The sequence below is a fragment of the Nonomuraea typhae genome (assembly GCF_009760925.1).
Lineage (GTDB): Bacteria > Actinomycetota > Actinomycetes > Streptosporangiales > Streptosporangiaceae > Nonomuraea > Nonomuraea typhae.
Genome location: NZ_VRLV01000012.1, coordinates 202255 through 224104 on the forward strand (window position 1 = coordinate 202255; position 21850 = coordinate 224104).

General features: G+C 71.5%; 20 protein-coding genes. 14 read left to right on the forward strand and 6 right to left on the reverse strand.

The genetic code is table 11. From position 1 onward, the window contains the following. From FVE25_RS37365 to FVE25_RS37380, 4 genes are all read left to right on the forward strand, one after another. Positions 1 to 447, forward strand: coding sequence for a DUF4188 domain-containing protein (locus FVE25_RS37365; protein ID WP_157252196.1), 447 nt, complete (start codon positions 1 to 3; stop codon positions 445 to 447). Beyond that, the gene (locus tag FVE25_RS37370; protein ID WP_157252197.1) at positions 444 to 1520 is read left to right on the forward strand and encodes a hypothetical protein; all 1077 of its coding nucleotides are present in this window, start codon (positions 444 to 446) and stop codon (positions 1518 to 1520) included. Before FVE25_RS37365 ends, FVE25_RS37370 begins: the two co-directional genes overlap by 4 nt. Then, positions 1517 to 2464, forward strand: a complete 948-nt coding sequence (locus tag FVE25_RS37375) for a nitroreductase (RefSeq protein ID WP_157252198.1) — start codon at positions 1517 to 1519, stop codon at positions 2462 to 2464. The genes FVE25_RS37370 and FVE25_RS37375 overlap by 4 nt, the downstream gene beginning before the upstream one ends. A 66-nt stretch (positions 2465 to 2530) precedes the next feature. Further along, positions 2531 to 3367, forward strand: a complete 837-nt coding sequence (locus FVE25_RS37380; RefSeq protein WP_157252199.1) for a class I SAM-dependent methyltransferase — start codon at positions 2531 to 2533, stop codon at positions 3365 to 3367. A 110-nt stretch (positions 3368 to 3477) separates the two neighbouring features. On the opposite strand, the gene tuf is transcribed toward FVE25_RS37380, so the two are convergent. Further along, entirely contained in the window at positions 3478 to 4647 is a 1170-nt protein-coding gene (gene tuf / locus FVE25_RS37385) for an elongation factor Tu (RefSeq protein ID WP_157252200.1), read from the reverse strand. 221 nt (positions 4648 to 4868) lie between these two features. Next, positions 4869 to 5018 carry a hypothetical protein gene (locus FVE25_RS37390; protein WP_157252201.1) on the reverse strand — a complete coding sequence of 50 codons (150 nt, stop codon included), beginning with the start codon at positions 5016 to 5018 and terminating at the stop codon, positions 4869 to 4871. Between the two features lie 101 nt (positions 5019 to 5119). Here FVE25_RS37390 and FVE25_RS37395 point away from each other — a divergent pair, with 101 nt between their 5' ends. The 9 genes from FVE25_RS37395 (at position 5120) to FVE25_RS37435 (ending at position 17095) form a co-directional block, all read left to right on the forward strand. Next, positions 5120 to 6952 (forward strand): S9 family peptidase, encoded by a 1833-nt coding sequence (locus FVE25_RS37395; RefSeq protein WP_157252202.1) that lies wholly within the window; start codon positions 5120 to 5122, stop codon positions 6950 to 6952. After that, positions 6916 to 8229: a serine hydrolase gene (locus FVE25_RS37400; RefSeq protein ID WP_246268028.1), complete on the forward strand. Its 1314-nt coding sequence runs from the start codon at positions 6916 to 6918 to the stop codon at positions 8227 to 8229. Before FVE25_RS37395 ends, FVE25_RS37400 begins: the two co-directional genes overlap by 37 nt. Positions 8230 to 8231: 2 nt before the next feature. Continuing rightward, positions 8232 to 9554 carry a serine hydrolase domain-containing protein gene (locus FVE25_RS37405; RefSeq protein WP_246268030.1) on the forward strand — a complete coding sequence of 441 codons (1323 nt, stop codon included), beginning with the start codon at positions 8232 to 8234 and terminating at the stop codon, positions 9552 to 9554. After that, positions 9547 to 10389 carry a serine hydrolase gene (locus tag FVE25_RS37410; RefSeq protein ID WP_157252203.1) on the forward strand — a complete coding sequence of 281 codons (843 nt, stop codon included), beginning with the start codon at positions 9547 to 9549 and terminating at the stop codon, positions 10387 to 10389. Before FVE25_RS37405 ends, FVE25_RS37410 begins: the two co-directional genes overlap by 8 nt. 8 nt (positions 10390 to 10397) lie before the next feature. Then, positions 10398 to 12005, forward strand: coding sequence for a PucR family transcriptional regulator (locus FVE25_RS37415; protein ID WP_425489519.1), 1608 nt, complete (start codon positions 10398 to 10400; stop codon positions 12003 to 12005). Between the two features lie 97 nt (positions 12006 to 12102). Next, on the forward strand, positions 12103 to 13677 hold the full coding sequence (locus FVE25_RS37420; RefSeq protein WP_157252205.1) for an ABC transporter substrate-binding protein: 1575 nt from the start codon (positions 12103 to 12105) through the stop codon (positions 13675 to 13677). After that, a complete protein-coding gene (locus tag FVE25_RS37425; protein ID WP_219825810.1) occupies positions 13678 to 14604 on the forward strand; it encodes an ABC transporter permease in 927 nt (308 codons plus the stop codon). It abuts the gene before it with no gap. Continuing rightward, entirely contained in the window at positions 14604 to 16412 is a 1809-nt protein-coding gene (locus FVE25_RS37430; protein ID WP_157252206.1) for a dipeptide/oligopeptide/nickel ABC transporter permease/ATP-binding protein, read from the forward strand. The genes FVE25_RS37425 and FVE25_RS37430 overlap by 1 nt, the downstream gene beginning before the upstream one ends. After that, complete coding sequence (locus tag FVE25_RS37435) at positions 16409 to 17095, forward strand: ABC transporter ATP-binding protein (RefSeq protein ID WP_157252207.1); 687 nt, start codon at positions 16409 to 16411, stop codon at positions 17093 to 17095. The genes FVE25_RS37430 and FVE25_RS37435 overlap by 4 nt, the downstream gene beginning before the upstream one ends. Positions 17096 to 17102: 7 nt before the next feature. On the opposite strand, the gene FVE25_RS37440 is transcribed toward FVE25_RS37435, so the two are convergent. Genes FVE25_RS37440 through FVE25_RS37455 form a run of 4 tightly spaced genes read right to left on the reverse strand, consistent with a single transcriptional unit; the run spans position 17103 to position 21033 of the window. Next, complete coding sequence (locus FVE25_RS37440; protein WP_157252208.1) at positions 17103 to 18158, reverse strand: ABC transporter ATP-binding protein; 1056 nt, start codon at positions 18156 to 18158, stop codon at positions 17103 to 17105. Then, complete coding sequence (locus tag FVE25_RS37445) at positions 18159 to 18968, reverse strand: carbohydrate ABC transporter permease (protein WP_219825811.1); 810 nt, start codon at positions 18966 to 18968, stop codon at positions 18159 to 18161. Beyond that, a complete protein-coding gene (locus FVE25_RS37450; RefSeq protein ID WP_157252209.1) occupies positions 18962 to 19825 on the reverse strand; it encodes a carbohydrate ABC transporter permease in 864 nt (287 codons plus the stop codon). The genes FVE25_RS37445 and FVE25_RS37450 overlap by 7 nt, the downstream gene beginning before the upstream one ends. Then, positions 19822 to 21033 carry an ABC transporter substrate-binding protein gene (locus FVE25_RS37455; RefSeq protein WP_246268056.1) on the reverse strand — a complete coding sequence of 404 codons (1212 nt, stop codon included), beginning with the start codon at positions 21031 to 21033 and terminating at the stop codon, positions 19822 to 19824. Before FVE25_RS37455 ends, FVE25_RS37450 begins: the two co-directional genes overlap by 4 nt. A gap of 113 nt (positions 21034 to 21146) precedes the next feature. Here FVE25_RS37455 and FVE25_RS37460 point away from each other — a divergent pair, with 113 nt between their 5' ends. Beyond that, the gene (locus FVE25_RS37460; protein ID WP_157252211.1) at positions 21147 to 21797 is read left to right on the forward strand and encodes a helix-turn-helix transcriptional regulator; all 651 of its coding nucleotides are present in this window, start codon (positions 21147 to 21149) and stop codon (positions 21795 to 21797) included. The last annotated feature ends 53 nt before the right edge of the window (positions 21798 to 21850 follow it).

Consider the following 21850-nt stretch of genomic DNA (forward strand, 5'->3'; position numbering starts at 1 on the left):
ATGAGAACCACTGATTTCAGCAAGGCGCCCCCGCAGGGACAGGCGGGGGCGATGTTCGTCGGCGCGACCCGGTACAAGGGGCCGCTGTCGATCGTCACGCTCACCTTCACCTGGGTCCGCATGGTCCGCGACATGAAGCGCATGCGCGGCTACCGCTGGCACAAGGTGTACTGGGAGTTCCCCCTCACCCTGGGCACGCTGGCGTTCTTCGACGATCGCGACTCGCTGCTGCGCTTCGCCCGCAGCCGGCATCATCGCAAGCTCATGCAATGGGTGACCGACGGGACCAAGAACGCCACCGGCGGCTACATCCGCATCTACAACGCCGAGCCGGAGGGCTACTCCAACGGCGTCTGGCGGGCGGAAGGCGGCCCGATGGCGCACATCGAGACCTTCACGCCGCTGTCCACCGAGGACGGCGCCGGCCCGGCGGTTAAGCGCGCGTGAGCCTGCGGTTCGTGGAGTCCCGGCGCGATCTGCGGGCGTTCCTGGGGCTCACCGATCGGATCTACGCCGGCGACCCGCGCCACGTCCCGCCCCTGCGCGCGCAGGTCCGCGCCTGGCATCGCCGAGGGGTACGGCTGGCCGTCCTCACCCGCGGCGGCCGGGTCGTGGCCAGGACGAGCCTGCACACCGACGGGAAACTGGACGCCAAGCTGGGCGTCGCCGCGCAGCTTTTCGGGCTGACGGAGTTCGAGGAGGGCGCGGGGGAGGAGCTGTTCGACGCGATCTGCGCGCATGGGCGGACGGCGGGGCGGCAGGTGGCGTTCGGGCCGGTGTCGCTGCTGCCCAACCAGAGCGGCGGCGTGATCACGTCGGGGTTCGGCGAGCGGGGGTTCATCGACAGCGCGTGGAACCATCCCCACTACCCGGGCGCCTATGAGAAGTACGGCTTCGCCCGGCGGTTCGAGTCGGACACCTGGATCTGCCCGGTGCCCGCGGAGCCGGCCTTCACCTTCGACGACGCGCGCATCGGGGCGGAGCGGCTCGAGGTGCACCGGGGGGACCGGCGCCGGATCGGCGAGCAGCTGCCGATCCTGCGAGAGATGCTCAACGCCTCCTTCGCGCAGCTCGGGTACTACACGGAGATCTCGGCCGAGCAACTGGCCGAGCAGACCGACGGGCTGGCGTTCCTGCTGGACGAGTCGCTGCTGCTGTATCTGACGAAGGCGGGGCGGCCGGTGGCGTTCGTGCTGTGCCTGCCGGATATTTCGGGCTTTGTTGCGAAAATTCGCGGGAATCTCCACCTTCTCCATCAGCTTCGGCTGCTGGCCACCCGCGGGCGGTACCGGCGTGAGGCCGTCCTCATCGTCAAAGGCACCGTGCCCGGCGAACAGGGCCACGGCTACATGCGCCTGCTCTCCCGCGAACTGCACCGGGGGCTGCGCGAGGGCGGCTACCACACGCTGCGCAGCACCTACGTGGAACGCACGAACCCCGGCTCCGCCGCCCAGTACGTGGCCATGGGCGGGCGACCGCTGCACGGCTACACCTTCTACGAGAAGGACCTGACCGCGTGACCGAGCTGCGGGAGCTGGAACCCGACTTCTGGCGTGCCCCCAGCGCCCACAACACCCAGCCCTGGACCCTGACCTACACCCGGGACGGAGCCGTCGTGGGATGGGACCCCGCCCGTGCCCTCCCGGTCAGCGACCCGACCGGCCGCGACCTGCGCCTCGGCCTGGGCGCCTTCGTGGAGACCTGCCTGATCGTCGCCGCCGGCGCCGGCCTGGCCCTGGACTACCACCCGGACCCGGGCCACCCCGAGCCGCACCGGATCGGTGTCCTGCGCAAGGCGGCCACGCCGTACCAGACGCCCTTCACCGCGGCCGACGTGCGGGCGCGCGGCGCCAACCGCGGCCCCTACCATCCGGGCGCGCTCCCCGGCGAGGTGGCCGGGGAGCTGACGGGCCTGCTCCCGCCGGGCGCGGACCTGCGCAGGGTGCCGAGCCGCGAGCTGGCCGTGTTGTTGCACGCGGCCGACGTGCACCAGTTCGCCGACCCCGAGGTCACGGCCGAACTGCGCGACTGGCTGCGGCTGACCCCGCGGCACCCCCGCTACCGCATGGACGGCCTGACCGACAAGGCGCTCGCCCTGTCAGGAATGGAGGCGCTGGGGTTGCGCGCCGCCCTCGCCGCCTATCCGGCGCTGCGCCGGGCCGGGCTGCCGAGGATTCTGGCGGCCGCCTCCAAGGGGGTGCTGGACTACGACGGGGAGGTTCTGGTCCTCGTCGGCCCGCCGGAACGGCAGGTCGAGATGGGCCGCGTGCTCATGCGGCAGTGGCTCACGCTGTCCACTAGGGGTTACACCACTCATCCCCTCAGCCAGATCATCGACAGCCCGCCCACGCGGGCCCTTCTGGCCGCTCACCTGGGCATCGACGACCCGGAACGCCTTCTCCACATCGCCAGGGCCGGCCGCCCGGTCACGCCGGCGCCGCGTTCGGCGCGCATCACGGATTGACAAACCCCCTTCAGCGCTGAAAAGTGCCCAGTTAGGTGGATCACTGGGGATTTGGGGGTTGCTGCGTTGGACGCCAAGACCTACATGGCCGGGGTCTTCCACCGGGCTTCCGGCACCTACGAGCGCGTGGGCGTGCCCTTCTTCGGGCCCGTCGGCGCGGAGCTGGTACGGCAGGCGGGCCTGCGCCGGGGCGAAAGCGTCCTCGACGCCGGCTGCGGCACCGGCGCCTGCCTCGTCCCCGCCGCCCGGGCGGTCGGCCCGCTCGGCCTGGTCGTCGGCCTGGACCTGGCACCGGGCATGCTCTCGGTCGCCGCCACCGAAATCGAACGCCAGGGTCTGCGCAACGCCACCGTCCTGGAAGGCGACGTCGAGCAGTCCGCGATCCTCCTGCCCGCCGAGCGCTTCGACGTGGTGCTGGCCGGCATGATGCTCTACTTCCTGCCCGACCCCGCCGGCGCCGTACGCTCGATGACCCGGCTCCTGCGCCCCGGCGGCCGGCTGGCGGCCAGCCTCCTGGCCCAGCCCAGCCCGCCCGAGGCCGAGCTCCTCGGCCAGGTCGCCCGTGCCCTGGTCCCCTTCACCACCGGGGCCGGCGACGCCCCCTTCACCCACCGCCTCACCACCGAACGCGAACTGGCCGACCTCCTGTCCAGCAACGGCCTGGCCGGGGTGCGCTGCGAGGAGGTCGTCTTCGAGGTGACCGTCGAGCGCGGCCAGGTCTGGGACTGGCTGTGGTCGGCCGCCCGCCGCGCCTCCCTGGAGAGCATCCCGCCCCGGCTGCACGGCGCGGCCCAGGCCGCGCTGGAGGCGTCGCTGCCGGAGGAGGTGTACGTGCTGCCCCGCACAGTCCGCTTCGCGACAGCCGTACGGCCCGGCTCGCTCATCCGCCGCCGCGTGACCTAGAAGCCGCCGCGTGGCCTAGAAGCCGCCGCGTGACATGGAAATGGCCGCGTGACATGGAAGTGGCCGGATCCCCTGGATGGGATCCGGCCACTCCGGCGCTCACCTCTTCGTCAAGCCCCGGGCACGGTGAGGACCGTGCCCGCGCCGACCGTCAGCCCGCCCTCGCGGATCGCGAAGCCGAGACCGGCCTCCACCGCGACGGCCTTGCCGAGCTCGACCGTGACCTCCACGGTGTCCCCCGGCTGGGCGGGGCCGTCGAGGTCGATCCGGCCGGGCACGTCGGTCGTGCGCAGGTAGAACTGCGGCCGGTACCCGTCGGCGATCGGCTTGCGCCGCCCGCCTTCCTCGGGCGTGAGCAGGTAGACGCGGGCGGTGAAGGAGCTGCGCGCCTTCTGGGTGCCGGGCTGGGCCAGGACCATGCCCCGCCGTACCTGCTCGCGGCGGACACCGCGCAGCAGGACCGCGGCGTTGTCGCCCGCCTCGCCCCGCTCCATCGTCTTGCCGAACGTCTCCACCCCGGTCACGACCGCGGAGGACGTCTCGCCGAATCCGACCATCTCCACGGTGTCGCCCACCCGGACGACGCCGCGCTCGATGGCCCCGGTGACGACCGTGCCGCGGCCGGTGACCGTGAGCACGTTCTCGACCGGCATCAGGAACGGCGCGTCCACGTAGCGCACGGGCACCGGGATGTGGTCGTCCACCGCCTGGAGCAGCGCCTCGACGGACGCCGTCCACTCGGGGTCGCCCTCGAGCGCCCGCAGCCCGGAGACCCGGACCATGGGCACGTCGTCGTAGCCGTGCTCGGCCAGCAGCTCCGACAGCTCCAGCTCGACCAGGTCGGCCAGCTCGGGGTCGGCGCCGTCGGCCTTGTTGAGCGCGACGACGAGGTGCTCGACGCCGACCCGCTTGGCGAGCAGCACGTGCTCACGGGTCTGCGGCATGATCCCGTCCTGGGCGGAGACCACGAGGATGGCCCCGTCGAGCTGCGCCGCCCCCGTGATCATGTTCTTCACGTAGTCGGCGTGGCCGGGCATGTCGACGTGCGCGTAGTGACGGGTGGCCGTCTCGTACTCGACGTGCGAGATGTTGATCGTGATGCCGCGCTGCGCCTCCTCGGGCGTGCGGTCGATCCGCTCGAACGGCGTGTAGGTGGCCCCGCCGCGCTCGGCGAGCACCTTCGTGATCGCCGCGGTGAGCGTGGTCTTGCCGTGGTCGACGTGCCCCATCGTGCCGATGTTGAGGTGCGGCTTGTTCCGCACGTACGCCTGCTTGGCCATGGGAGTGTTCCTCTTTCGCGAGTTCCTGGGAAGTGACCCGTGGGCGGGTCGGGTTCAACCTCCCCCCGCCGGGTCACCGTCAGGACTTACGGGGAGAGGTCAGCGCTCCAGGCCGTCGCAGACACGCTCGAGCACGCCCGCGGCGACCGCGGGCGGCGTCAGGTGAGCGTGCAGGAACATGAGCGTCATAGTGCCGCATCACAGCACTGTCGGCAAACCGTTTATTCCGTCACGGCCGGCCGGGCCGGCTTCCTCCGCTCGGACATCGTGCCCAGGTTGCGCCGGATCGCCGGGTGGAGCAGCAGCGTGAGGACCGCGACGACGAGCGCGACCGCCAGGGAGGGGTTGAGGGAACTCCACCAGTCCGCCACAGACACACGGTAAACGCGTTGGTGTGCCGCACAACACATGCGGGGGTGGTTCGTCCTGCGCTCCGAAGAACCGGCCCCCGGGGCTCGCCTAGCGTTCGGCCATGCCTCGTCTCACCCTGGACGACCTCTACCGCCTGGCCGTACCCTCCGATCCGCAGGTGCGTCCCGGTGCGGCGGCCGTGGCCTACACCCTCACCTCGGCCGTCCGCGACGGCGACGAGAACGTCTCCGAAATCTGGCTCGCCGCACCCGGGGCCGAGCCGCGCCGTCTGGCGACCGGCACCCTCCCTCGCTGGTCGCCGGACGGCCGCACCCTGGCGTTCGTCCGTCCCGTCGACGGCAAGCCGCAGATCCACCTGCTGCCCATGGACGGCGGCGAGCCGCGCGTGCTCACCGCCGCGCCGCTCGGCGCCGGCGCGGCGGTCTGGTCGCCCGACGGGCGGGAGATCGCGTACGGCGGGCCGCACGGCACCCCCGACCCCCACGCGCCCGTGGTCGCCGACCGGCTCGACTACAAGGCCGACGGCGCCGGCCTGCTGCGCGGGATCACGATGCAGGTGTTCGTGGTGGACACCGGCACCGGGGAGTCCCGCCGGCTCACCGAGGACGGCTACCACGCGGACGGCCCCTCGTGGTCGCCCGACGGCCGGCAGATCGCCTTCACCGCGTCCATGGAGCCCGACCGCGACCTCGTCCCCAGCGGCGCCGTGTACGTCGTGGACTCCTCCGGCGGCCAGCCCAAGCGGCTGACCACCCCGGACGTCGTCTGCGTGGCCGCCTGGTGGCTGGACGGCCAGGTGGTCGCCGCCGCGTTCGCGGGCGGCCCTGCCGGGCACACGCGGCTGTTCGCGGCCGGCCAGGACGGGCAGGAGGAGATCGTCACCGGGCTCGACCGCAACATCATGATCGGCGCGCCCGCCTACCCGGGCGCGCCGCCGCGGCGGCTCGACGGCGACCTGGTGTTCTGCGCGCGGGATCGCGGGTTCACGCACCTGTACCGGCTCCGGGGCGCGCGTGCGGAGAAGATCGGCGATCCGGAGCTCAGCGTCTCCGGCATGCACGTGTGCGACGGGCGGCTGGCCTACGTGGCGGCCTCGCCGTACAGCGCGGGGGAGGTGTACCTCGACGGGGAACGGCTGACCTCGCTGGCCCCGGCCGATCTGGAGCTGCACGTGCCGCGCAGCCGTACCTTCGTCGCGCCGGACGGGACCGAGGTCGAGGGCTTCCTCACCGGGCCCGCCGACGGCGGGCCGCTGCTGCTGGACATCCACGGCGGGCCGCACAACGCCTGGGCGCCCGTCTTCGACGGCGTGCACCTCTACCACCAGGTGCTCGCCTCACGCGGCTGGACCGTGCTCGCCCTCAACCCCCGGGCCAGCGACGGGTACGGCGAAGCCTTCTACACCGCGGCCCAGGGCGGCTGGGGCGTGGCCGACGCCCAGGACTTCCACGCGGCGCTGGACGAGCTGGTGGCCGACGGCAGCGCCGATCCGGAGCGGCTGGCGGTGACCGGCTACAGTTACGGCGGGTACATGACCTGCTACCTGACGGCGCACACGGACCGGTTCAAGGCGGCGATCCCGGGCGGCATCGTCAGCGATCTGACGAGCATGGCGGGCACCTCGGATGCCGGGTACTACCTGAAGATGTGGGAGTGCTCCGGGGACATGACGCCCCAGTCGCCCTTGACCCGCGCCGGCGACGTCTCCACGCCCACGCTCATCCTGCACGGCGAGAACGACGACCGGTGCCCCATCGGCCAGGCCGAGCAGTGGTTCGCCGCGCTGCGTGAGCGGGAGGTGCCGGTCCGGCTGGTCAGGTACCCCGGCGGCTCCCATCTGTTCATCGTCCAGGGACGTCCCTCCCACCGCTACGACTACAACGAGAGGATCATCGCGTGGCTGGAGCAATGGGTCAGCGGCTCGCCGAACTGATCGCCGAGTACGACGTGCCGGGCGCCGGCCTGGCTTATCTGCACAACGGGCAGGTGCACGAGTTCGCGGCGGGGGTGCTGCACCGGGGCACCGGCGTCGAGGCGACGACCGACTCGCTCTTCCAGATCGGCTCGGTGACGAAGGTCTGGACCGCCACCCAGCTGATGCAACTGGCGGAGCGCGGCCTGCTGACGCTGGACACGCCGGTGATCGAGCTGCTGCCGGAGTTCAAGGTGGCCGACGCCGAGGTGACCAAGACCGTCACGGTGCGCCACCTGCTCTCGCACACCAGCGGGATCGACGGCGACCTGTTCCTGGACACCGGCCGGGGCGACGACTGCGTGGAGAAGTACGTCGCGGCCTGCGCGGACCTGGCGCAGAACCACCCGCTGGGCGTCACCCAGTCCTACTGCAACTCCGGCTTCATCGTGGCCGGGCGCATCGTGGAACGGCTGACCGGCAAGATCTGGGACGCCGCGCTGCGCGAGCAGATCGTCGAGCCGCTCGGCCTCACCCACACCGTCACGCTGCCCGAGGACGCGCTGCGCTTCCGCGCGGCCATGGGGCACGTGGACGGCGGCGCCCCCGCGCCCGTGTGGGGGCTCATGCGCTCGTGCGGACCGGCCGGGCTGATCACCGCCCGCCCGGCCGACGTGGTCGCGTTCGGCCGCGCCCACCTCGAGGGCGGCCTGCTGGAGAACCCGCAGGTGATGTGGGAGCCGCAGGTCGCCGTCCCGAACCCGTACACGCTGGGTACCCATTGGGGCGTCGGCTGGATCCTCGACGAGTGGAGCGGCCAGAAGATCGTCTCCCACGGCGGCAACACGATCGGCCAGCACGCCATGCTCTGGCTGGTGCCCGGCACCGGCACGGTCGTGTGCGTGACGGCCAACGGCGGCCACAGCGGCGCCTTCACCCACGCCGTCGCCACCGAGCTGTTCGCCGAGCTCGACGGCCTGGAGGTGCCGGCCAGGCTCGGCCCGCCCGAGCAGCCGGTCGAGGCGGACCTCACCCGCTACGCGGGCGTGTACGAGCGGGCCGGCGCCCGTATGACGATCAGCCTGAGGGACGGCCGGCTGATCCTGCGCATGGAGTCGCTGGGCGCGCTCGCCGAGCTCGACCAGCCGGCCGACATCCCGCTCGTCGCCGTGGACGACGTCACCTTCGTCGGCCGCCGCGACGGCGACCCCGACTGGCTGTCGCTGGTCTTCTACGAGCTCGAAGACGGGAGCCTGTACGTGCACGCCGGCGCCCGCGCCACCCCGAAAGTGAGCTGATCATGGACCTGCAGAAGCGCCTGGACGAGGCCGCCGCCAAGCACGGCGTGCCCGGAGCCGCCATCGCCGTGTGGGCCGGCGGCGAACTGCACGAGGCCGCCACCGGCGTCGTCAACAAGAACACCGGCGTGGAGGCCACCCCCGACAGCGTCTTCCAGGTCGGCTCCACCACCAAGGTGTGGACCGCCGCCCTGGTCATGCAGCTCGTCGAGGAGGGCAAGCTCGACCTGGACCGGCCCGTCACCGACTACCTGCCGGAGTTCGGGCTGTCGTACGAGGCGGTGGTGACCGTACGGCAGCTGCTGTCGCACACCGGCGGCTTCGACGGCGACCTGTTCGAGGACACCGGGCGCGGCGACGACTGCGTGGACAAGTACCTGGCCTACCTGCACGGCGCCACGAAGGTGCACGAGCCGGGCGAGTTGTTCTCCTACTGCAACTCCGGCTTCGTCGTCCTCGGCGCGCTGGCCGCCCGGCTGCGCGGCACCACGTGGGAGCAGGCCATGCGCGAGCACCTGCTCACCCCGCTGGGCGCCACGCAGGCGGCGATGTTCGGGGAGGAGGCCGTGCTGTTCCGCGCCTCGGCCGGGCACGTCGGCCCCGAGCGGGACGTCTTCCCCACCTGGCAGATGCCCCGCTCCAACGCCGCCGCCGGGTCCACGCTCTGCCTGGCCCCGCGCGAGCTGGTCCGCTTCGGGCGCATGGTGCTCGCGGGCGGGCTGGCCGAGGACGGCACCCGGGTACTGTCGGCCGGGAGCGTCGCCGCCATGCGCGAGCCGCAGATCGAGGTGCCGACCGTGCCCGGTCTGTTCGCCAGCGCGTGGGGGCTCGGCTTCGAGCTGTTCGACTGGGGCGCGATCGGGCACGACGGCGGCACGATCGGGCAGAGCACGTTCTGGCGGATCGTGCCGGGCAGCGACGTCGTGCTCGCGATGACCGGCAACGGCGGCGACGTCATGGGCCTCATCGAGGACCTGGCGATGGCCGTGCTGAGGGAGACGACCGGGCTGGACATCCCGGGGCTGCCGCTTCCCCCCGCCGAGCCGGTCGCCGTGGACGCCGCGCCGTACACCGGGACCTTCGCCGGGCCGATGGTGTCGATGGAGGTCGCCGCCGCGGACGGCGGGCTGGAGATCACCCTGATCCCCGGCGAGACGGCCCTGAACATGGGCATGTCCCGCACCACCAAGAGGTACGTCCACCTCGGCGACCACGACTTCGTCGCCGAAGAGGCCGAGGGCGGCATGCACGCGACCGTCACGTTCGTGATGCGCGACGGGGTCGCCGCCTACCTGCACAACAGCCGGGCGGTGGCGCGTGCGTGAGATCTTCGACGCGGCCGGGGTGCGCGGCTTCGTGCACGCGCGGGACGTGGACGATCCGGCGGCCGAGGTCGGCCTCGACGCCGGCGCGCCGGTCGTGCTGGCCTCGGTGTTCAAGATCCCGATCGTGCTGGAGTACGCGCGGCAGGCGGCCAAGGGCGAGCTGGAGCGCACCGAGCGGCTCACCGTCACCGCCGCCGACAAGGACGGCGGGATCGGCACCTCCGGGCTGGCCGACGACGTCTCGCTGACGCTGCGCGACCTGGCCCACCTCACGCTCACGCTGAGCGACAACGCCGCGACCGACGTGCTCCTGCGCCGGGTCGGGCTGGATCGGGTGCACGCCACGCTGGCGGAGCTCGGGCTGCCCCGCACCCGGCTCATCGGCGGCTGCGCGGAGTTGTTCGACCAGGTCAGGCAGGAGCTCGGCGGCGCCGACCTGGAGAACCTCACCGAGGCCCAGATCAGGCCGCTGGCCGTGCGCGACCCCGAGCGCACCACCTCCAGCACGCCCCGCGAGATCACCGCGCTGCTCAGCCTCATCTGGCGCGACGAGGCCGGTCCGGCGGAGGCGTGCGCGGAGGTGCGGCGCATCATGGGGCAGCAGGTGTGGCCGCACCGGCTCACCGCCGGCTTCGACGAGTCCGTCAAGGTCTCCGGCAAGACCGGGACGCTGTGGGGCGTGCGCAACGAGGCCGGTGTCGTGGAGTACCCCGACGGCAGGCGGTACGCCGTCGCGGTCTTCCTGCGCACCACCAAGCTCGGCCTGCGCGATCCGGCGGCCGACGCCGCCATCGGCCGGGCGGCCCGGGTGGCGGTGGACCGGCTGCGGGTGTGATGACCGAGGTGACGTATGGTGAGCGGGTGATCGACCGCCCGCTCGCCAGCCTCGGGCGCATCCTGGTCGACCTCGGCTCGACCGTCATGGACGAGGTCGCCTCGCCGGGTGATCTCGGCATGGAGGTCACCGGGGTGCACATCTACGACCCGCTGGACGAGCTGCTGGTCCCGCCGGGCGGCATCCTGCTGGCGATCGGCGTGCACGCGGCCGGTGACATCCGCGACCTGCTGTACCGGGCCCGGTCGGCGGCGGCGATCGTGGTCAAGGTGCCGGTCGAGGTGGACGAGGGCGTGCGCGCCGCCGTCCTGGAGACCGGCGTGGCCGTGCTCGGGCTGACCCGCGCCGCCTCCTGGTCCCAGGTGGCGGCGCTGCTGCGTTCCCTGCTGTCGGAAGGCGACCTCGACGACCCGGGAGACGGGCCGCAGGACGACCTGTTCGCACTGGCCAACGCCATCTGCGCGCTGCTGGACGCGCCGGTCACCATCGAGGACCGCTCCTCCCGGGTGCTGGCCTACTCCGGGCGGCAGGACGAGGCCGACCTCGGGCGGGTCGAGACCGTCCTGGGCAGGCAGGTGCCCGAGCGCTACCGGCGCATGCTGGACGAGCGCGGCTTCTTCCGCAAGCTCTACCAGAGCCGCGACCCCATCTACATCGAGATGCAGGACGGCAGCCTCCACCGGACCGCCGTGGCCGTGCGCTCGGGCGACGAGATCCTCGGCTCGATCTGGGCCGCGGTGCGCGAGCCGCTGGACGAGCAGCGCCTGCGCGCCTTCTCCGACGCGGCGAAGATCGTCGCCCTGCAACTGCTGCGCGAGCGCGCGGGCGCCGACACCCAGCGCCGCCTGCGTGCCGACCTGCTGTCCACCGTGCTTGCGGGCGGCTCCGACGCCGCCGAGGCCGCCGGCCGGCTGGGCATCGCCACCGAGCGGCTGTGTGTGCTGGCCGCCCAGCTCACCGAGGTGCCCGACACCGATCCGGCGCGGGCCGAGAGCGAGCGCCAGCGCTTCTGCGACGCCTTCGCCCTGCACGTGGCCGCCATCCACCCGCGGGCCGCCGGCGCGCTCGTCGGCTCGGTGGCCTACGCGGTGCTCCCGCTCAACACCGGCGGCGAGGAGGAGGAACGCGCCGTCCGGGTCGCGCAGAGCTTCCTGGCCAGGGTCGGTGCCCGCTACCCGGCCAACGTCGGCGTCGGACGGCTGGCCGCCAGCCTCAACCAGGTCGCCCGATCGCGGGCCGACGCCGACCGGGCGCTGCGCGTGCTGCGCGCCCGCGGCACCTCCGGCCAGGCGGCCGGGTACACCGCCGTGCACTTCGAGTCGCTGCTCATGCAGGTGGCCGACGTCGTCATGGCCGAGGAACAGACGCCCACCGGCCCCTACCAGCGGCTGCTGGAACACGACGCCGAGCACGGCAGCGACCTCGTGGCCACCCTGCGCGCCTACCTGGACGCCTTCGGCGACGTCAACCTCGCCTGCGCCCAGGTGCACGTGCACGCCAACACCTTCCGCTACCGGCTCAAGCGGCTCGTCGAGATCAGCGGCCTGGACCTCGCCGACTCCGACGCCCGGCTGACCGTCATGCTCCAGATGCGGATCTTCGGCTCCCAGCACTAGCCCGGCCGGAGTTTTCGTCTGCGCGCACGAAGAACCCGCGACCAGCACGGACGAGGGTTGGGGACCACCCCCCACACGCTGCTCCCCGGAGTCCCGAATGAAAAAAGTAGCGGCGCTCGCCTGCCTGGCCCTGTTCGCCTCCGCGTGCGGAGGCGGAACCGCCCAAGCGCCCTCTGGCCGGCCGGTCGCGGGCGGCACCTTCACCTACGCCATCCCCGCCGACCCCGGCGTGCTCGACCCCGCCATGGGAGTGCTGTCGGTCACCAACTCCGTCCTCGCCTTCGCCTACGACACGCTGGTCTCCGCCGGCAAGGACGGGAAGATCGTCCCAGGGCTGGCCGAGAAGTGGGAGGTCAAGCCGGACGCGGTCACCTTCACCCTGCGCAAGAACGTCACCTGCTCCGACGGCGCCAAGCTGACCGCCGCCGACGTGGCCCAGAACGTCAACCACATCGCCGACCCGGCCACCAAGTCGCCCATCTACGGCGTGCTCGTGCCGGAGGGCATGAAGGCCACCGCCGACGACGCGGCCGGGACGGTCACGCTGGCCACGCCCAAGCCGTTCTCGTTCATCCTGGAGAGCACGCTCACGCTCTTCATGGTCTGCGGCAAGGCGGTCAAGGACCGCTCGCTCATCGCCCGCGCCACCTCGGGCAGCGGCCCGTACGTGCTGAAGGAGGCCATGCCGGGCGACCACTACACCTTCGCCCTGCGCAAGGACTACGCCTGGGGCCCGAGCGGCGCCACGTCGAAGGACCTGCCGGAGAAGGTCGTGCTCAAGGTCGTGCCCAACGAGCAGACCGCCGCGAACCTGCTGGTGGCCGGGACCATCAACGGCGCCACCTTCTACGGCGCCGACCGCACCCGCCTGGAGGCCACGCCCGGCCTCGGCAAGATGACCCCGATGGCGGGCAACGGCCAGTTCTTCTACCACCAGGGCGACGACCGCCCCGGCAAGGACCCGGCCGTCCGCAAGGCGCTCACCCAGGCGGTCAACCTCAAGGAACTGGCCGGGATCGCCTCCAGCGGCACCGGCCGCCCGGCCACCGGACTGGTCCTGGAGCCCCGGCCGTGCAAGGGCGACACCGTCAGCGGCCACGTTCCCGCCTTCGACGCCGCCGCCGCTGCCGCCGGGCTCGACGCGGCCGGCTGGAAGGCCGGTCCCGACGGCGTCCGGGTCAAGGACGGCAAGAAGCTGACCCTGCGCTACCTCTACGCCACCACCCGGGGCGCGGGTGTGCAGGCCGCCGCCGAGTACCTGGCCGCCGCCTGGAAGGCCGTCGGCGCCGAGGTCAAGCTCAACGGCGTGCTCGACACGAAGCTGGCCGAGTCGCTCAACGCCACCCAGGACTGGGACGTGGTCTGGCTGCCGATCGGCGTCACCCTGCCCTCGCAGCTCGTCGGCTTCCTGTCCGGCCCCGCCGCGCCCAAGGGCGCCAACTTCGCCCATCTGAACAACGCCCGCTACGGCGAACTGGTCGCCCAGGCCGCGCTCAAGACGGGCCAGGAGGGCTGCAAGCTCTGGGAGCAGGCCGAGTCCGCGCTGTTCGCGGACGCCGACCTGATCCCGGTCACCGAGCTGACCGTGCTGGTGGCCACCAAGAACGCCACCTTCGAGACCATGGCCTCGCTCATCAACCCCACCTCCATCCGCCTCACCCAGGGAGGCTGAGTGCTGCGCCATCTGGTGCGCTTCGTCGTGTCGCTGGGGGTGCTGCTGGTGGCGTCGTTCGCGATGATCCACCTCATCCCCGGCGACCCGGTGCGGGCCTCACTGGGCCCCGCGGCCCCGGCCGAGCTGGTCGCCTCCAGGACGGCCGCGCTCGGCCTGGACCGCCCGCTGCTCGAGCAGTTCACCACCTATGTCGGCCACCTGTTCACCGGCAACCTCGGCACCTCGTTCCTGACCGGCGAGCCCGTCGGCGAGGTCATCACCTCCCGGCTGCCCAACACGCTGGTCCTGGCCCTGCTGGCCACCGTGGTCGCCCTGCTGGCCGCCGTGCCGATCGGCATGTGGGCGGCGATCAGGACCGAGAACGGCCGCAACCGCGGCACCGAGGCCGCCTTCACCTCGGTGACCGGCACCGCCGTCGCCCTGCCCGAGTTCCTGTACGCCATCGGCCTGGTCACCGTCTTCGCCATCGGCCTGGGCGTGTTCCCGCCCGCGGGCAAGGCCGGACCGGAGTCCTACGTGCTGCCCATCCTCGCCCTGGCCATCGGCCCCATCGCGATGATCGCGCGCATCTCCCGCGTGGAGACCCTGCGCGAGCTCGGCAAGGACTACGTACGGCTGGCCCGCGCCAAACGCCTGCCCGCGCCCAGGCTGTACCTGCGCCACGTGCTGCCGAACACGCTCACCGCGACCCTGACCCTGGGCGGACTGCTGCTGACCGCGCTGATCGCCGGCAGCGTGCTGGTGGAGTACGTCTTCGCCTGGCCCGGTCTCGGCCTCAAGATCGTCGAGTCGATCACGCAGAAGGACTACCCGGTCGCCCAGGGCGTGATCCTCGTCTACGGCGCCATCGTCCTGGTCGTCAACTTCGCCGTGGACGTGGTCCTCGGCGTGCTCGACCCGACCTCCTCCATCAAGGAGTCCTGATGCCGCGCACTCCCTCCGCCGTCGTCTCGGCGGTGCTGGTCGCACTCATGGTGGTGCTGGCGATCATCGGCCCGCCCATCTGGGGCGCGGCCGCCGAGAAGATCGACGCCGCCGCCATCCTCCAGGGCGCCTCCGCCGCGCACCCCCTCGGCACCGACAGCCTCGGCCGCGACCTGCTCGCCCGCGTGCTCGTGGCCGGGCGCTACTCGCTGGTGCTGGCCCTGGCCGCCACGCTCATCGGCGCGGCCATCGGCGTCGTGCTCGGCGCGCTGCCCTCCGTGCTGCCCCGGCGCGGCGCCCGCCTGGTCACCGGCACCGTCAACGCGCTGGTCGCCTTCCCCGGGCTGCTGCTGGCCATGTTCACCGCGGTCGTCTCCGGCATGGGCGCCCGCGGCGCCGTCCTGGGCATCGGCGTGGCCATCGCCCCCGGCTTCGCCCGGCTCACCCAGACGCTGGCCGCCTCCGTGGCCAGGGCCGACTACGTGCTGGCCGCCCGCATGCTCGGGCTGCCGCGCCACCTCGTCCTGTCGCGCCACGTGCTGCCGAACATCGCCGAGCCGCTCCTGCTCAACCTCACCCAGGCGCTCGGCGGCGCGCTGCTCGGGCTGGCCGGGATGTCGTTCCTCGGGCTGGGCGTGCAGCCGCCCGACTTCGACTGGGGGCGCCTGCTGTTCGACGGCTTCGGCCGCATCTACGTCACCCCCGAGGTCGCGATCGGGCCCGTCGTGGCCATCGCGCTGGCCGGGGTCGGGTTCAACCTGCTCGGGGACACCCTGGCCAGGCGGGCGGCGCGCACCGCCGTACCGGCTGGGCGGGCGCAGCCCGAGGCTCCTCCCGCGACGGACACGGCGGACGCGGCGGACCCCGAGGCCGTGCTGGAGGTGCGTGAGCTGACCGTCACCTTCCCGGGCGGCGTCACGCCCGTGCGCGGGTTGTCGCTCACGGTACGGCCCGGCGAGATCGTCGGCATCGTCGGCGAGTCCGGCAGCGGCAAGAGCCTGACCGCGGCGGCGATCGGCGGCCTGGTGCCCTATCCGGGCGTCGTCACGCACGCCGCCCTGCGCCTGGGCGGGCGGGACATGGCCGGGCTCAGCCAGAAGGAGCTCGGCACCGGCCTGGCCATGGTCTTCCAGGACCCGATGGCCTCGCTCAACCCGGCGCTGCGGGTGGGCGGGCAACTGGCCGAGGTGGCCACCGTGCACCAGGGCGCCACCCGCGCCGAGGGCCTGCGCCTGGCCGTCGACCGGCTCGGTCACGTCCATCTGCCGGAACCGGAGAAGCAGGCCCGCCGCCACCCGCACGAGCTGTCGGGCGGCATGCGGCAGCGCGCGGTGATCGCGATGGGGCTCATGGGCAATCCCCAGCTGATCGTCGCCGACGAGCCGACGACCGCCCTGGACGTCACCGTGCAGCGGCAGATCCTGCGGCTGCTGCGCGAGGTCGTGGAGGAGAGCGGGGCGGCGGCGATGTTCATCTCGCACGACATCGCGGTCGTGGGGGAGCTGTGCGACCGGGTCGTGGTCATGTACGCCGGGCGGGTGGTCGAGGAACTGCCCGTGGCGTCGCTGGCCGAAGGGGCGGCCCATCCGTACACCCGGGCGCTGGTGGACTCGCTGCCCGACATGGAGACCGACCGGTCGCTGCCGCTGGCCAGCATCCCCGGCACCCAGCCGGCGCCCGCGCTGGTGGGGGAGGGGTGCGCCTTCGCCGGCCGGTGCCCGCTGGCGACGCCGCGGTGTGCCGTGGAGTTGCCGCCGCTCGTGGAGTACGGCAAGGCGCATCTGGTGGCCTGCTTGGAGGTTTCATGAAATTCACTGATGTGACGGTGCGGTTCTCTTCCTTCACCGCGGTCGACTCCGTCAGCCTCGAGGTGCCGCCCGGCGGCATCGTGGGTCTCGTCGGCGAGTCGGGCTCGGGCAAGTCCTCCCTGGCCAAGGCGGTCTGCGGGCTGGTGCCGTACACCGGGGCCATCACCGGCGCCGACCGCGTCCAGATGGTCTTCCAGGACCCCTACGCCTCCCTCGACCCGCGCATGAAGGTCGGCGACTCCGTCGCGGAAGGACTGCTCGGCCTGCCCCGGTCCACCCGCGCCGCCGAAGTGGACCGCCTGCTCGGCCTCGTCTCCCTGCCCGCCGGCCTGGCCGCCCGCTACCCCCGCGAGCTGTCCGGCGGGCAGCGCCAGCGCGTGGCCATCGCCCGCGCGCTCGGCGCCCGCCCCGGGCTGCTCGTGGCCGACGAGATCACCAGCGCCCTGGACGTCTCCGTCCAGGGGGCGGTGCTCAACCTCATCAAATCCCTGCGCGAGACGCTGGGGCTGTCGATCCTGTTCATCTCGCACAACCTCGCGGTGGTCCGGTACGTCTGCGACACCGTGGCCGTCATGCACCGGGGGCGCATCGTCGAACACGGCCCCGCCGACACGCTGGCCTCCCGGCCCGCCCACGACTACACCAGGACGCTGCTGGAGGCGGTGCCGCGGTTGCGGCGCTGACCCGCGGTCAAGGCGACGAAGGCGCCTCCTGACGCTCGCCCGTCTCCGCGTCGAACCAGGAGGCGCCGGTGAGATCCAGGTCGACGCGGCACTCGCCGCCCGGCGGGAACGTCACGTCTCCCGGCATGCGGGCGTAGTGCAGTTCCCTGCTGTCCAGGGTGAAGGCGATCACCGTCTCCGCGCCCAGGTGCTCGACGACCACCACCTGCCCGCGCAGGCCACCCGGCGCCCGCGAGATCGTGACCTTCTCGGCGCGCACGCCGAGCAGCCCGCCGTCGCGGGGGAGGAGGTTCATCGGCGGGCTGCCGGTGAACCGGGCGACGAAGGTGTTCGCCGGCCGGTCGTAGATCTCCTTCGGCGTGCCGTACTGCTGGATGACGCCTTCGTTCATCACGATGATCCGCGTGCCCATCGTCATCGCCTCGACCTGGTCGTGCGTGACGTAGACGAAGCTCTTGCGCACCCGCTGGTACAGCGCGCTGATCTCGGCGCGCATCTGCGTGCGCAGCTTGGCGTCGAGGTTCGACAGGGGCTCGTCGAGGAGATAGAGCGACGGCTCGCGCACCAGGGCGCGGGCGACGGCCACCCGCTGGCGCTGGCCGCCGGACAGCGTCTTGGGCCGCCGATCCAGGTGCTCGGTCAGCTCCATCATCGCGGCCACCTCCTCGACCTTCCCCCGCACCGCGGGGTCGCGCAGGAAGCGCCGGCGCATCAGCCGGTTGACGACGGGAAAGTGGTGAAACCAGCGGAAGCGGCTCATCAGCAGCGGGAAGGCGATGTTCGCCCGGACCGTCATGTGCGGGTAGAGGGCGTAGGACTGGAAGACGAAGGCGATACGCCGCTCGCGCGGCTCGAGCCCGTTCACCCTCACCCCGTCGAACTCGAGCGAGCCGCCGCTGATGTCGGTCAGCCCGGCGATCATGCGAAGCATGGTCGACTTTCCGCAGCCCGAAGGCCCGAGCAGGACGAGGAATTCCTCGTCGGGAACCTCCGCGTCGAAGTTCCTGATGACGCTGGTGTCACCGAAGTTCTTGGTGATCCCGTCGAAGCGAATCCTCGGCATCTAACCCTTCACCGACCCTGACGTGAGCCCGCTGACGATCCTGCGCTGGACCAGCAGGAAGAAGACGATGGCCGGCACCGTGAAGATCAGGGCGGCGGTCATCACCGTGCCGAGCGGCGTGACGAACTCGCCGACGTAGGAGGCCAGGCCCTTGGACGCGGGCCACTTCTCCTTGTCGACCATGAACGTGCTGGCGAACAGGAACTCGTTCCACCCGTCGAAGAACGTGATGACGGCCGCCGCCGCCACCGACGGCATCACCAGCGGGAGGATGATCTGCGGGAGCATCGCGTACTGCGGGCAGCCGTCGACCCGCGCCGACTCCTCGATCTCGATCGGGATCCTGTCCATCGCGCTCTTCATGATCCATACGGCGACGGGCATCGCGAAGGCCGTGTTGGCGAGCACGAGCCCGCCCAGGTCGTTGAGCAGCCCGACCACCAGGAAGATCGCGTAGAGCGGCACCACGACGAGCGCCTCGGGCAGCATCTGCGTGGCGAACAGGGCGAAGCCGAACAGCCCCTTCCCGCGGAACCGGTAGCGAGAAAGGGCATAACCGGCCAGTACGGCCAGCACCAGGCTCAGCAGCGTCGTGCCGAAGGCGACGAACGCGCTGTTGGTCAGCCAGCCGAGCATCGGCCCGAGCGCCCCGAGGTCCAGCCCGCCGGGGTCGGGCACCAGCGGCGGCGAGCCGGAGAAGATCTCCTCGGTGGTCCGCGTGGCCGTCGTGAGCATCCAGTAGAGCGGGAAGCCCGCGCCGATCACCAGCACGAGAACCGCGAGGAAACGCAGGATCCTGCCGATCACCACGCCGCCTCCCTTCTGTCGAGCAGGAAGTGAGCCATCGTCACCAGCGTCGAAAGCAGCAGTCCGACGGCGCCGAGCGCCGCCGACAGCCCCAGGTCGGAGTTGAGGAACGACTCGCGGTAGACGCTGATCACGACCGTGTTCGTGGCCTCGACCGGGCCGCCCTGGGTGAGCAGCCAGATGATGTCGAAGCGCCGCAGCGACCAGATCGTCATCAGCAGGGCGACGATCCTGAGCGTGGGCGTGAGGTACGGGTAGACGATGTCCCTGAAGGTGTTGACCGGGTCGGCGCCGTCCACCCGGGCCGACTCGTACAGTTCGTCCGGCACCGACTGCAGCGCGGCGAGCACGACGAGCATGACGAAGGGGAAGACCTTCCAGATCGAGGCCACGGTGACCGCCGGCAGGGCCCACGCCGTGTCGGTGAGCCAGCCCTCGCCGTCGAGGCCGAGCGCACGCACGCCCCTGTTCAGCACGCCGCTGTCGTTGTTGTAGATCCACACGAAGATCAGGGCGACCGCCACGGTCGGCACCGCCCAGGGCATCGTGAGAATGGTCCGCGCGGCCGTACGCCCGGGGAAGGAGCGGTTCAGCAGGACGGCGGCCAGCGTCCCGAGCAGGAGCGAACCGGCGACGGTCGCCGCGGAGTAGACGAGGGTGACCAGCAGCGAGTGGTAGAAGCCCGGCTCGCCGAACAGTGTCACGTAGTGCTCGAACCCGATGAACACCCCGCCCGTCGGATTGAGCAGCTTGGCGTCGGTGAGGCTCAGCCAGAGGCCGTTGAGCAGCGGCGCGGCGGTCAGCAGCACCAGGTAGACCGCCGCCCCGGCGATGAACAGGTACGGTAAGCGCCGGGTCACGCCAGTTTCTCCGCCTCCTGCTGGGCCCGCTTCAGCGCCGCCGCCGGGTCCTCGTTCTGCACGAGCACCTTCTCGATCTCCTGCAGCACGATGCGCCTGATCTGCGGCGTCTTGGTCTCGAAGCCGTCGATCACCGCGTCGGCGGAGTTCGCCGACTGCTTCCTGAACGTCTCGACCCACGGGTTCTCGGTCAGGAACGTCCCCGGCGGCTGCGCGTCGGTGCCGATCACGCTGGCGCCGAGCGCGGCGGCGGCCGACTCCTGTGCCCGGGCCGAGAAGAACCACTTCAGCCAGTCCTTGGCCAGCGCCTTGTTCTTGCCGTTCTTGTTGATCCCGACGAAGAAGCTCGCGTGGCTCGAGCCCTCGCCGGGGAACGGCAGCCGCGACGCGCCCACCCCGCTCGCGCTCGGCACCACCTGGTTGCCGCTGACCATGGTGAACAGCGCGGAGCTGTTGTCGATCATCATTCCGATCTTGCCCTCTTTGAACTTCGAGCGGAACGTGGAGGCGTCGTCGCCCACGGACATCGCGCCACTGGCGTACATCTCCTTGTAGGCCGTGACCGCCGCGACGTTCTCCGGTGAGTCGATGGTCAGCTTGCCGGCACGCGACCAGCCGCCGCCGAACCCGTACGGCCAGTTCGAGAAGTCGATCCACCAGGGGACCTCTTCATTGATCTGATGGCGTACGGCGAAGCCGGGGTTGCCGGTCTTGTCCTTGATGGCCTTGGCCGCCGCGACCAGGCCGGGCAGGTCGGCAGGCGGCTTCACGCCCGCCTCGTCCAGCAGGCCCTTGTTCCAGAACAGGGCGTAGTTGACGATCTCCCAGGCGTAGGCGAGCTGCTCGCCCTTGTACTCGGCCGCCTTGTTGCTGTGGTTCAGCCTGCCCTTGTCCTCGGCGGTGAGGACGTCGCCGACGGGTTCGAGCAGGCCGTTCTGGGCGAGTTCGGGGAAGAAGGTGTCGGGGACGATAAGGATGTCGGGTCCGCTGCGCGCGCCCATCTGCGTTTTGAGCGTGCTCTCGTAGTCCTTGCGGGTGATCGCCTGCTGCTTCATCGTGACCTTGGGATTGGCCTGCTGATAGCCGGTCACGGACTTCCACAGCTGCTCGCCGCGGTTGGGTTCGAGCCACTGGAAGTTCGCGAAGACAAGCTGCCCGCCCTCGGCGGCGGGCTTGCCCTCGCCGCCGCCCGAGCCGCAGGCCGTCACAGTCAACAAAACAGCGAGTAAGGCTCCGAGTTTGCGCATGACCAAGTGTGCTCAGAACCTGTACAACGAATCAATATATTGGACAGAATTTCTGTACATGAGAGACTGGCCGGGTGACCGCCCTTGAGGAGCTCGAGCCACTCTTACGCCCCATCATGAAGGCGATCGTGGCGGCCGTCGGCCCGCACTGCGAGGTCGTGCTGCACGACCTGTCGCGCCACGACATGGACAGGACCATCGCCGCGATCGAGAACGGCCACGTCACCGGCCGTCAGGTGGGCGGCCCGTCGACCAACCTCGGCCTCGAGGTGCTCAGGGCCGAAGCGGACGACCACGACGAGTTCGGCTACCGCGCCCACACCGCGGACGGCCGCGAGCTGCGCTCCTCCTCGGTCTACCTCCGCGACGAAGAGGGGCGGGTCATCGCCGCCCTGTGCATCAACGTGGACATGACGCCCCTGCAGGCCGCCAGGGCCAACCTGGCGACGATCCTCGACGGGGACGCGCCGGACCGGGGGGAGGTTTTCGCGAGCGACATCGTCGAGGTCCTGGACAACCTCATCGAGACGGCGATTGGGGGGAAGTCGGTGGCGTTGATGTCCAAGGACGACAAACTAGAAGTCCTGAAATTTCTGGACAAAAAGGGCGCCTTCTTCGTGAAACGCTCCATCGACCGCATCGCCCGCCGCCTCGGCATATCCCGGGTCACCGCCTACAACTACCTCGACCAAATCCGCGCCGCCCCGGAGAGACCCGCCCATTGAACACCGGCCGCGCCCCGCGCTCGCGCGGGGAAGGTGATGCTGGTTGACCCGGC

Excerpts from the sequence above, each read along its gene's own strand:
- FVE25_RS37365 (WP_157252196.1), top strand. The coding sequence starts at position 1 with ATGAGAACCACTGATTTCAGCAAGGCGCCCCCGCAGGGACAGGCGGGG.
- tuf (WP_157252200.1), bottom strand. The coding sequence starts at position 4,647 with ATGGCCAAGCAGGCGTACGTGCGGAACAAGCCGCACCTCAACATCGGC.
- FVE25_RS37395 (WP_157252202.1), top strand. The coding sequence starts at position 5,120 with ATGCCTCGTCTCACCCTGGACGACCTCTACCGCCTGGCCGTACCCTCC.
- FVE25_RS37405 (WP_246268030.1), top strand. The coding sequence starts at position 8,232 with ATGGACCTGCAGAAGCGCCTGGACGAGGCCGCCGCCAAGCACGGCGTG.
- FVE25_RS37420 (WP_157252205.1), top strand. The coding sequence starts at position 12,103 with ATGAAAAAAGTAGCGGCGCTCGCCTGCCTGGCCCTGTTCGCCTCCGCG.
- FVE25_RS37430 (WP_157252206.1), top strand. The coding sequence starts at position 14,604 with ATGCCGCGCACTCCCTCCGCCGTCGTCTCGGCGGTGCTGGTCGCACTC.
- FVE25_RS37435 (WP_157252207.1), top strand. The coding sequence starts at position 16,409 with ATGAAATTCACTGATGTGACGGTGCGGTTCTCTTCCTTCACCGCGGTC.
- FVE25_RS37440 (WP_157252208.1), bottom strand. The coding sequence starts at position 18,158 with ATGCCGAGGATTCGCTTCGACGGGATCACCAAGAACTTCGGTGACACC.